The 9,510-nt window shown below is 35.6% G+C and carries 13 protein-coding genes and 1 pseudogene; 7 read left to right on the top strand and 7 right to left on the bottom strand.

The genetic code is table 11. The features are described from left to right. Positions 1–639: 639 nt before the first annotated feature. Complete coding sequence (mobQ, locus tag FTU62_RS16915; RefSeq protein ID WP_373886381.1) at positions 640–2,394, bottom strand: MobQ family relaxase; 1,755 nt, start codon at positions 2,392–2,394, stop codon at positions 640–642. A gap of 258 nt (positions 2,395–2,652) precedes the next feature. Here mobQ and FTU62_RS16910 point away from each other — a divergent pair, with 258 nt between their 5' ends. Further along, the gene (locus FTU62_RS16910; RefSeq protein ID WP_086322809.1) at positions 2,653–3,027 is read left to right on the top strand and encodes a hypothetical protein; all 375 of its coding nucleotides are present in this window, start codon (positions 2,653–2,655) and stop codon (positions 3,025–3,027) included. Positions 3,028–3,161: 134 nt separating this feature from the next. Continuing rightward, positions 3,162–3,593 carry a hypothetical protein gene (locus FTU62_RS16905; RefSeq protein WP_005173624.1) on the top strand — a complete coding sequence of 144 codons (432 nt, stop codon included), beginning with the start codon at positions 3,162–3,164 and terminating at the stop codon, positions 3,591–3,593. A gap of 89 nt (positions 3,594–3,682) precedes the next feature. Here FTU62_RS16905 and FTU62_RS16900 read toward each other — a convergent pair whose 3' ends face one another. From FTU62_RS16900 to FTU62_RS16890, 3 genes are all read right to left on the bottom strand, one after another. Continuing rightward, positions 3,683–4,207: a hypothetical protein gene (locus FTU62_RS16900; protein WP_180103249.1), complete on the bottom strand. Its 525-nt coding sequence runs from the start codon at positions 4,205–4,207 to the stop codon at positions 3,683–3,685. Between the two features lie 102 nt (positions 4,208–4,309). Beyond that, positions 4,310–4,582, bottom strand: a complete 273-nt coding sequence (nadS, locus tag FTU62_RS16895) for a NadS family protein (protein ID WP_000369781.1) — start codon at positions 4,580–4,582, stop codon at positions 4,310–4,312. Continuing rightward, positions 4,575–4,895, bottom strand: coding sequence for a type II toxin-antitoxin system RelE/ParE family toxin (locus tag FTU62_RS16890; RefSeq protein ID WP_058971762.1), 321 nt, complete (start codon positions 4,893–4,895; stop codon positions 4,575–4,577). Before FTU62_RS16890 ends, nadS begins: the two co-directional genes overlap by 8 nt. A gap of 166 nt (positions 4,896–5,061) precedes the next feature. Between FTU62_RS16890 and FTU62_RS16885 the strand changes: the two genes are divergently transcribed. From FTU62_RS16885 to FTU62_RS16865, 5 genes and pseudogenes are all read left to right on the top strand, one after another. Further along, positions 5,062–5,322 (top strand): hypothetical protein, encoded by a 261-nt coding sequence (locus tag FTU62_RS16885; protein WP_068976015.1) that lies wholly within the window; start codon positions 5,062–5,064, stop codon positions 5,320–5,322. A gap of 138 nt (positions 5,323–5,460) precedes the next feature. Continuing rightward, on the top strand, positions 5,461–5,775 hold the full coding sequence (locus FTU62_RS16880) for a hypothetical protein (protein ID WP_058971764.1): 315 nt from the start codon (positions 5,461–5,463) through the stop codon (positions 5,773–5,775). Between the two features lie 571 nt (positions 5,776–6,346). Continuing rightward, positions 6,347–6,697 (top strand): annotated as a pseudogene (locus FTU62_RS16875) (PAAR domain-containing protein); the annotation flags it as partial. A gap of 216 nt (positions 6,698–6,913) precedes the next feature. After that, positions 6,914–7,108, top strand: coding sequence for a toxin C-terminal domain-containing protein (locus tag FTU62_RS16870; protein ID WP_111886125.1), 195 nt, complete (start codon positions 6,914–6,916; stop codon positions 7,106–7,108). Positions 7,109–7,113: 5 nt separating this feature from the next. Then, positions 7,114–7,515 carry an Imm41 family immunity protein gene (locus FTU62_RS16865; protein ID WP_111886124.1) on the top strand — a complete coding sequence of 134 codons (402 nt, stop codon included), beginning with the start codon at positions 7,114–7,116 and terminating at the stop codon, positions 7,513–7,515. Between the two features lie 191 nt (positions 7,516–7,706). Here the strand turns inward: FTU62_RS16865 and FTU62_RS16860 are convergent, their stop codons facing one another. Genes FTU62_RS16860 through repM form a run of 3 tightly spaced genes read right to left on the bottom strand, consistent with a single transcriptional unit; the run spans position 7,707 to position 9,389 of the window. Continuing rightward, a complete protein-coding gene (locus tag FTU62_RS16860; RefSeq protein WP_162898103.1) occupies positions 7,707–7,850 on the bottom strand; it encodes a hypothetical protein in 144 nt (47 codons plus the stop codon). Between the two features lie 20 nt (positions 7,851–7,870). Then, the gene (locus FTU62_RS16855; protein ID WP_180103248.1) at positions 7,871–8,446 is read right to left on the bottom strand and encodes a plasmid replication DNA-binding protein; all 576 of its coding nucleotides are present in this window, start codon (positions 8,444–8,446) and stop codon (positions 7,871–7,873) included. Then, on the bottom strand, positions 8,439–9,389 hold the full coding sequence (gene repM / locus FTU62_RS16850; RefSeq protein WP_180103247.1) for a replication initiation protein RepM: 951 nt from the start codon (positions 9,387–9,389) through the stop codon (positions 8,439–8,441). Before repM ends, FTU62_RS16855 begins: the two co-directional genes overlap by 8 nt. Positions 9,390–9,510 lie beyond the last annotated feature (121 nt).

Below are 9,510 nucleotides of genomic sequence, written 5' to 3'. Positions count from 1 at the left end.
TCTCATGAAGCACCAGTATTATTTATTATGCTATGACACCTTAATTAATTTTAGTGCTATAAGCAAGGTAAGCGGTGTCATATTGCAAGGTAAACGGTGTCATATTGCAAGGTAAACGGTGTCATATTGCAAGGTAAACGGTGTCATATGAAGTCTAGAAGCCTTTATTTACAGGGCTTTCAGCTTACCTAAAAGCATTTAAAAACTTTAAAATAATTAAAAGCCCAGGAAAGAAAAAATTGCCCTATGTTTTCGCTACGCTCAAACTCTATTGAACTTCGCTTTCGCTCAGTTCGTAGGGGCAATTTTTGGCTTAAAATTTCGTGACTTTTTAAAAAAGAAAAGCAACTAGGAATTCGCTTCGCTCATAGAACTTTTTCACTCGCTTCGCTCGACATAAAGCCACCGTAATCAGTTCGCACCCATTCGGGATGCTCTGATTCTGAGTTCTTGATACACAGGGGAGCCTGTAATCAGGGAAAAACAGGTGAAAAAATTTAGATCCCTGTAGTTCGCTCGTAGACACTCGCTAAATGCTCTCATTTGCGATTTAAGAGTTTTTTCTTAACTCAACTATAAATCTACTGTGGTTTAACAAAACATCGCTAAAAACCCTATTTTTTTGCGTTTAAACAGCATTCACCAAGGTCGGTAATCGTTGTTATTTTCATTTTCTGGTTTTTTAGGCTCGTTTTTCTGCTGTTTTTCCAATTCTTGGCGTTTTAAAAATGCCAAATGTTCTCGTTCGTGTCTTTCTTGTTCATAGCGTTGTTCTTTTTGCTCTCGTTCTTTACGTAATTGCTCTCTAAATTCACTTTCTCTGCGATCATTTTCAATTCTTCGTTGGCGATCTACTTCCGCTTGGCTTACTTGCTGCATTCTTTCTTGTTCAATTTTGAGATCATCTGCCCGTTTTGCTTTAAGGAGGGGACTCATATCATCATTAAAATCATGTAGGGTATCGAATGAATGAACGTACTCTCGTTTTAGCTTCTGCCAAAACGTGGGTTTTATCGTTGGTCGTTCAATCCCATTATTTTCCAGTATCTCTGAGCATTGACCTAAGCGTTGGACGACATTCTCAATATCGTATTCTTTAGCAAGTTGTTCGACCTCGGTTGCGTATTCTCTCCAGTTCTCATTTTTTGCCTGTTCTACTGATTTTTCAGTCGCATAAAAATCAGGTTTTTTTATATCTCTGTAAGTATGATGATAAGAGTCATAAAACAAATTATTGGTATGTAGGTAAAAATCGCTTTTGTTTTCTGCTAACCATCGTTTTGTCTTGGTGAGATTTGATTCAATCTGCTTTTGATTATCAGCAGCATTGCTTTGAATGGTGTAAAACTGATTGGCAAATTCTGCATAAATATCTTGGCACCGGATGAAGTCATCATATGCGTTGTCGATCTGTTGAACCTGTTGTTCTTGCAGGCGTTCTTCTTCTAGGTTGAGATTTACTAATTCTGCTAAAAGCTCTTTTTCTTCTGCTTCGGTTAACTGAAGTTCGTTTTCCAGCTGGGTAATCTGATCTTCTAATCGACTTGGAACAATAATTTCTTGATCAAGGCCCTTGATGATCTGTTGGTATTCTCGTGCAGCATCTAAATTTTTGGCTTTGATTGCATCATTTTCAAGTGCAATTCTTGGTAGCACAATTTCAGTGTTACGTTCTTCAAGCGGTCTTTTTTGTTCCTCGTCATATTGTCTGCGAAGTGCTGTAGCTTCATGCCCTTCATGATGGGTGGGTTCAAGAAAGTCTAAGCCCTGATCCTTGTAACTCCGGTGGTCGATGCGTTCATCTAGTCCAGCATTTTCCAATACTGTGTTTACAACATTGGCAAAAGTTGCTCGGCTGTCCTTCAGGATCTCGGGACCATGGTCGTTGAAGATTCTTTGTTTTTTGCCTAATTCGCCTTTGTCATTCACGACTCTGGTCGTGAACATGATGTGGACATGGAAATTTTTATTATTGGTTTCATCATCATGATCATGTGGTGCATGAATACAAGCATCGACAATCACATTATGTTTTTTGACAAAGTTAGAGCAGAAATCATCAACGATTTTTATGCGTTCTGCATCTGTTAATTCATGTGGTAAAGCACAGATATATTCTTTGGCGAGTCGTGCATTCGCTTTCATTGAGCCATTGGCATTGAATTCTTTTTTTTCTACTGTATTCCAAAGTGTTTGACGGTCTAAAAGTTTTGTATTGGTATGTTCTGGTGCATAAATATTTTTGTATGCAAGTCCCTTTTTTTTAGTGTAGTCCTGAGTCTTTCCAAAAGTCAGATCCTCTAATTTTTCACAGGCACGATAAGCAGCACAAGCAACGGCTGAACGTCCGTCACTTCGTGAGATGTTGCTTTCATTCAAATGAAAAATTGCCACTTTAAAAACCTAAATTTCTGCATACCGTGGTTTTGATTTTTGCAACTTTGAAAAAGTTGCTGACCATGCTAAAGCGAGGTCATGGGGTACAGGGGTTTCCCCTGTCGCAACGTCCACTTTTGAATGAAATGATAAAAGTGGGTAAGTGCGCCCTTCGTTTCACTCCGGGAAAACTTCGCTTCGCTACGTTTGATATTGCTCGCTTTGTTTTTTGACTCTATGATGATGTTTGATTATTGATCATCACGGTTTAATACTATGTCAGATATTCAAGAAAAGAAAGATGCAGTTTTAAAGAAACTCACCAAAGCACAGCAGAAAAAATTATCCCTGCAAGAGCAAATTGAGTATTTAAAAAAAGAACAAGAGCAGATCTTAGAACAGGCAAAACAGAAACAGAATGAGCTTAAACTCAAACAGCAAAAACTTTTAAGCGAAGCAAAAGCCCAAGAACGGAAAAATGAAACTAGACGGAAAATTTTGCTTGGCGCTTGGGTTTTGAATAAATTTAAGAATGATGAATCTTTTAAACATCAATGGGCTGATTTTGAGCAGTTTTTAAGTGCGGAAAGTAAGACAGAAGAAAATAGACAGAAAGATAAAGAGCTTTTTAATGATCTTTTTAAGGGATAAGTTCTAAATTTCATATAAGAGATTTTATGTTAAATGGATACAGCTTTTGAAAATTTTAACTTTGAATCAGAGATTTCATTTTTAATATGATAAAACCAAAGGATAAAGAAAATTTTGATTTAGGTATGTCATAAGTGAATTTTTCAGGTGATGTAGAGGTTTTTTTATCTTGTCTTGGAACTAAAGAGTCAAGTTCAGATATTTTGAAAGCAGTTATTCTTGTTGCAAGTGAGTTTGACTCATTAGAGACTAATTTTGGTGGAGAAAAGCTATCCTATTGGCAATTTTTTAAGAGAGGTATTACGTTTAGGTTTAATGAACATCAGATACTAGATACCATTTTCATCTACGTCAAAGAGAATGAAGAATATTACCCATACCCATTTTTAGAAAATCTGATCACAGGTATTAATCACAAAAGTAAGATGCAATCTGTAGCTAATTTATTTGGACCCCCCGAAAGAGAAAGTAACAGTTGGCTTAAATACAAAATATTTGATAATTATTTACATTTTGAGTTTGATAATTCATTAGAATTGAAACAAATTACAATGGGACAATATTGATACTATATTATTAATTTTTATGTGTTTTTTTAAATTTAAACCCTAGATCTGAGTCTAGGATTTTTCAATTTCGTATAACAGCCATTATGTTAAATAACCCCATTCCAGACTTTATCTAAGCTTTTTAAATTATTGTATGCTTCTTCAAAATTACTCAATTTGAATGTTAAGACAGGAGATGCAAAGGGCTTTTCCCAAATTACTGATGTAACTAGATCGTTTATATGATTCCAGCTTCGTCCAAATCTGATCCATGTGACCTCTGTTTCTGTAGTAACTTGTTCAACCATAATTACGTTGCACACAAGGTCTAAATCATCAGGACAAATTAAAATTGGTACGACTGTCGAGACAGCACCATATTCAGAAACTTCAGGTTTTAGAAGTTTCCAGGCATTACTTAAAGACAGATTGTTTTCAAAGTCATATAACCATCCTTGTGCTGGAACAAGAGTATTTGTCTCTTCAATGATATTGGTATTGTTATCTATCCATATATTTAATGGAATCCCATCAATAGCAAGAATTGGAAACGGTTTAGGGTTCCCGCTTCCATCTTGAATACATCCACTAATAGGATGTTCCTTTAATAAAATTGCTGAAATTAAGTTCATATATTTCGTTTAAATGCTTTAAAGTTTTTCTAAAATTAACATAATACACGTTATACGAATCTAAAAATGGGAGTCTTAAGCTCCCATTTTTTAAGTAATTTTTTAAATAAGACTTGGATGAGCATCTAAAATTCGAATCAATGTAGCTGCTGGTCCAGTTGGATAGCGTCGTCCCTGTTCCCAATTTTGCAGGGTACGAGGACTAATATGCAGACGTGCAGCAAACTCATTTTGGCTCAAGCCTGTTTTTTCACGTACTTCTTTAATATCTGGTAGTTCGAGTTCTGTAACTCGACTTGCTTTAACTTCTTTACGTTTGATAGCTCCAGCTTCTTTGATTGAAGCAACCAAGTCATCAAATAAGTTGTTATCCATGAAATTGCTCCTTCACGAGTTGGCGCAGAATGGCTGTTTCCTTATCTGTTAAATTATCTTTCACTGATTTTGGATAAGCCACTAAGAAAAATATCTGATCATCCTCGGTGACCCAATAATAAATCACCCGAATGCCACCACTTTTTCCTTTGTTACCTTGAGCACAACGTACTTTGCGAATACCACCGCCATTCTTGATTAGATCACCTCTATCAGGCTGTACCAAAAGATCTTCCTGAAGTTGACGATATTCCTCATCAGATACAAGGTCTTTAATTTGCTTGGTAAAGATGCTGGTTTCAATAAATAACATGGACTCTTTGTACGTCAATGGCGTACTTGTATTTTAGCAGTTTCCATAACAAAAAACGAGAGTTGTCCGCTCTCATTCCGAATAATGCCCATCATGCTAAATAAAAGGATATTCAGAAAAATATAGATGTAAAATTATGGCCAAGAAAAGTTATTTGAGTTGTTATATGAGCGTTACTGTTACTCAGCAAAAAGATATTGATAAGGTTTTGAAGAAATACCCTGATTGCTGTTCAATCTGTAAAGATCATTTTGATGATGAAGATTTGACATATACAGTTTTTGGATATGACAAAAATCAACGTATGCAAATCGTTTCAGGTTGTTGTATTGATGAGATATCAGACGTAGTGCTTCTAGGCTTATGTGGTTGTTATGACCCAAATGACATACAGAATTTAATGAAAGAGCATCCTCTAGTAGGTTAATTCTTTAAGGTGAGCTTGAAGACTTTCTAAAATTAACATAATGGGCGTTATTCGGTTATTTATTGCTGATCTAAAATTTGTAAAAGAGAGTTTGGCTTAATTTAGACAGCTCTTTACTATATTTATTGAAGGTTTTTTATGAAGCACTTAGGATTTGTAGGAAAAAGTACTGAATATTTAGGGTATACCCATGTTGAAATTATCAATAGCTCATTACGCTTATCTTTCAATATTCCATCAACAAAAGATCTAGAAGAAACCTTTAAAAAGATGGTCGAAAATAACTATGATTTACTCATGGAAACATCAGCAGAAATCGAGTTCGAATTAGAAAGTGAAACGCTAGCAAAGATAGAAACCATCATAAAAGAAAAAGGGATTGAACTTGATGAGTTTGTTCAAAATGCGCTGATTAAACTTATCAACCAAAATGAATTGGCTAAGACTGATTAGATCTTAAATGCAGGCAATAAAAAACCCCGGCATCCTGCCGGGGTTTTTCGTATTGGTTCGCTCGGTATAACTCCTGTCGTACCTTACAGTCCTTGTGCGTATCTATGTTTTTATTATTGTGTGGAACTTCCTGTTCCTGATGAATCCATCATAGGAAATTGCAGCCAGGTCGTACAGGAGCAAAGGGCCGTAATTGACGTAAGCAAATGCGTACAGGACCGGCTAAAAACCGTCCCAGGTTTATCCGCAGTAAATGGGGATAATTTTAGATCCTGGGACGTTGAGAACATTGGAAAAACCGAAAAATTGATTACTTTTTAAACAATTTTATTGGCAAGAACTATCAAAACTGCTCATAAAAAAGCCGACTTGTTTCCAAGCCGGCTTTTCGACATCATCGAGCACATTATTTATAGCATAAGTTTTTGATTTTTATAAATTTCAATGTATGCATTTCGTATAATGCCCATTATGTTAAATGGATAAGGAATTGTGAAGTAGTTATCAAATTTTTTATCATTAATTCCTTATGCTTTAATATGTTCATTCTTAATAAATAATCAAATTATAAATGAAAGCATTAATAACAGTTGGTTGTAAAACCGATCATGGTGGAATCATTATTTTAGGTGATTCATCTTTTACTGTCGAAGGTAAAGCAGTACATCTTGATGGCATGACTCACTTTTGTCCTAAATGTAAGGTTCAATCACGTGCAATCGCATCTAATCAAGGTTTTATGACCGTTGGTGGAAAAAGTATTGTTGCTGTTGGTGATACTTCTAGTTGTGGATCAAGATACCTAAAGCTATCTGATCTAGCCGTGTTGAGTAATGGTTCTGGAAGTAGTTCAAGCAAATCTTCTATTTCTAGTTTTCAATCAGTAACACAACAAAATAGTTTTGTAAGTAATTTCAGTTCTAATAATAAAGTTGCAAGCTACCCATCATGTGATGAAGAAGGTAACTGTATTGAAATCGAAGAAAAACCTATACAGCCATTTACATATTTAGAAGAAACTTTTATCGCTCCTTTAAGAGTTCTTTTTGGGGGGATAAGTAAAATTGGAAAACTAGGTATTAATGGAAAGGCTCCAGTATATCCTAATGATAAAACAGCAGGAAAAGCAGCAGAAGCAATGGGATATAAAAAAACAAACTACAGAACAAAAAATGGTGCAGCAGTCTATAAAAAAGGTAATAGTTATATATCTCGAGATGTTGATGGGCATAATGGTGGGGCATGGAAAGAAGCTAGTAGTGTTGACAAGTTAAATAGTAAAAGCACTCGGAATGGAACATTTGATGTAAATATGAATAGAATCGGAGATTAAATTATATGTTGGAAAATTTTAATAGAAATATCACCTTCTTAGGCGAAGGAATCTATGATCCTAATTCTTTTATAGGCTTATGGATTGATGAGGGGGTATGGTCTGATGTTGAATATTGGAAATTAGAAAAAGATTTATTAAGTATAAATTTTCATTATTCTAATAATTCGGCAATACCCCGAGATATATTGAAAGGAGTTATGAGAATTACTCAATTAATGTTTGTTCCAGATTGGAGTGACTTTTCAATTTATAAAAAGCACGAACTATATACTTTAGATGAAGATTGGGGAATACCAACAATTTTTGATAGATATGAAAGGTTTAAATATGTATTAGGAATTTTATTTACAGATGAAATCAACTTGGATGATCAAGACTTTGGTTATGATTTGAAATCGAATTAAATTATTTAATATTCCTAAAATTAACATAATACACCTTATACGAAATGCTTTATAATTATCCTTATAATTCAACACTGTAGTTTCTAGTTTATAGCCCGAGCATCCCTGTTCGGGCTTTTTTTATGATTTTTCACGTTCCACGCCTACTTATTGAGCAATGTTCCACGGCTTTAATAAGCCTAGGTGAATAATCAGGAAGCCTGAGCTTTTTCTTTTTGGCGTTCATCCAGCTCTTTCTTCAGTGCCTTTTTATCCTGGTACGATGCAATTAGCATAATCGGGATCAGCAGCGGAGCCACAATAATGCCCAGGGCAATGTCTTTCAGTTTCGGCATGATTTCTCTCCCTAGATTGCTCAGTCATGATCAAAAACAGCATTTAGCACACGGCCAAATAATCCACGTTTTTTGTGTTGTGGCACTGCCACATTTTGCAACGTGGCATGCTGTAGCGTTTGGGTGTGGTATGCCGTAGTTTCTTGCTGTGGCACCGCCACATTTTCTGCAATATTTAATGCATTATTCTTTTTATTATCATTGTCTTGTTGTGTTGTCGCATGCTGTGGCATGTCAGTGTCGCATGCCGTAGCATCTTGTTGTGGTGCTGCTGTGGCAGGTGCAACACTTTTCAGCTCAATGAGTGTTTGCATACGGTCAATTTGTTGCATTAACCGTTCTTCACGTTCTTGGTATTTTTTGACTTCATTTTCTAAATGGGCAATAAGTTTTTTTGTAGATTCATCACCTTCTTGCTTAGATGATTCAATTTTTTGAGATGTTTGCTCAGGTTCTCCAAAGCATCGGATGATCTCTGCTAGATCGAATTGTCCATCACTGGAGCGTGATAAACGTCCATTACGTACAGCTCTGTAAATGGTTGATCTATCCACATGAAATTTTTTAGATACTTCACTTAGTGATAACTTAGCCATTTACGGCGTCCTTTTTATTTGATGGCATGTATCCCACTTTTTTTAGGTATGGGTATAGTTCTTTTATTCGGTCAGGGTCTTGCAGCATCTCAGCAATACGAATAGCAAATTGCGGATAGCTTTCAGTTCCCTGGGAATAACGACCCATTTCAGGAAGTTCGGAAAGTTTATTTGCAAACATATGCCGTTGAGCATCGGTCATCTTTGAAGAAAGACCCAAAGTATCCGGATCTCTTTCTATTGATGGGCTGTCCTTCTTTTTCTGTTTAAAGTTAAAAGAAAATCCTGAAATTGATCGACCTCTTTTGTGTTGTTCATACTTCACTGTGATATCTGTATGTTCGTTAATTTGTTTAATAGCGAGCTCAAGTACACTAGTTTTAAAGCGTTCCATACGCTTGTACTCAGTATCGAGTACGCCAATTCTTTGACGGAAATCACTTAGCTCTATAATTGGAGTAGAGCCCGTACTTCTCCAAGCAATTAATAACTCATATAAACGAACAGCATAAGCACTACTGAGATTACTAACTTGCTGCAATTCGTATTTAGTAAAATGCTCTTCTAAGCGCGTAATTAATGGAACTATGGCAGGGGCAAAAATAAGCTTAACCACTGCTTCATTATCTACATATCCAATTTCACTAACCCAACGGGATCTATAGTTCTCAATATTCCCTCTTTCATTTATTTTTTGATAGCTGAATTGTCTTGCGAATAAATCATTACAGGCATCTTTTAATGCCTGATAAGCGGTATTGCGATGTACGCCAAATTGATTGATATAGCTTTCTGCATGGACAGTTAAGGGATCATTAGCATTAATCCCTTTCCCACTTTCTCTTGCCTCAACAATAGCTAATAAAATTAAACGTTGTTCTACTAAATCTAAGTTATAACTTGCATTAATTAAGGCATTGTCTTTTACAACTAACTCTCTCATGAAGCACCAGTATTATTTATTATGCTATGACACCTTAATTAATTTTAGTGCTATAAGCAAGGTAAGCGGTGTCATATTGCAAGGTAAACGGTGTCATATTGCAAGGTAAACGGTGTCATAT

The organism is Acinetobacter sp. YH12126 (genome assembly GCF_013418745.1).
Taxonomy (GTDB): domain Bacteria; phylum Pseudomonadota; class Gammaproteobacteria; order Pseudomonadales; family Moraxellaceae; genus Acinetobacter; species Acinetobacter amyesii.
Note: the sequence above shows the minus strand (reverse complement) of the source record. Positions and strands in the feature narration are given on the sequence as shown.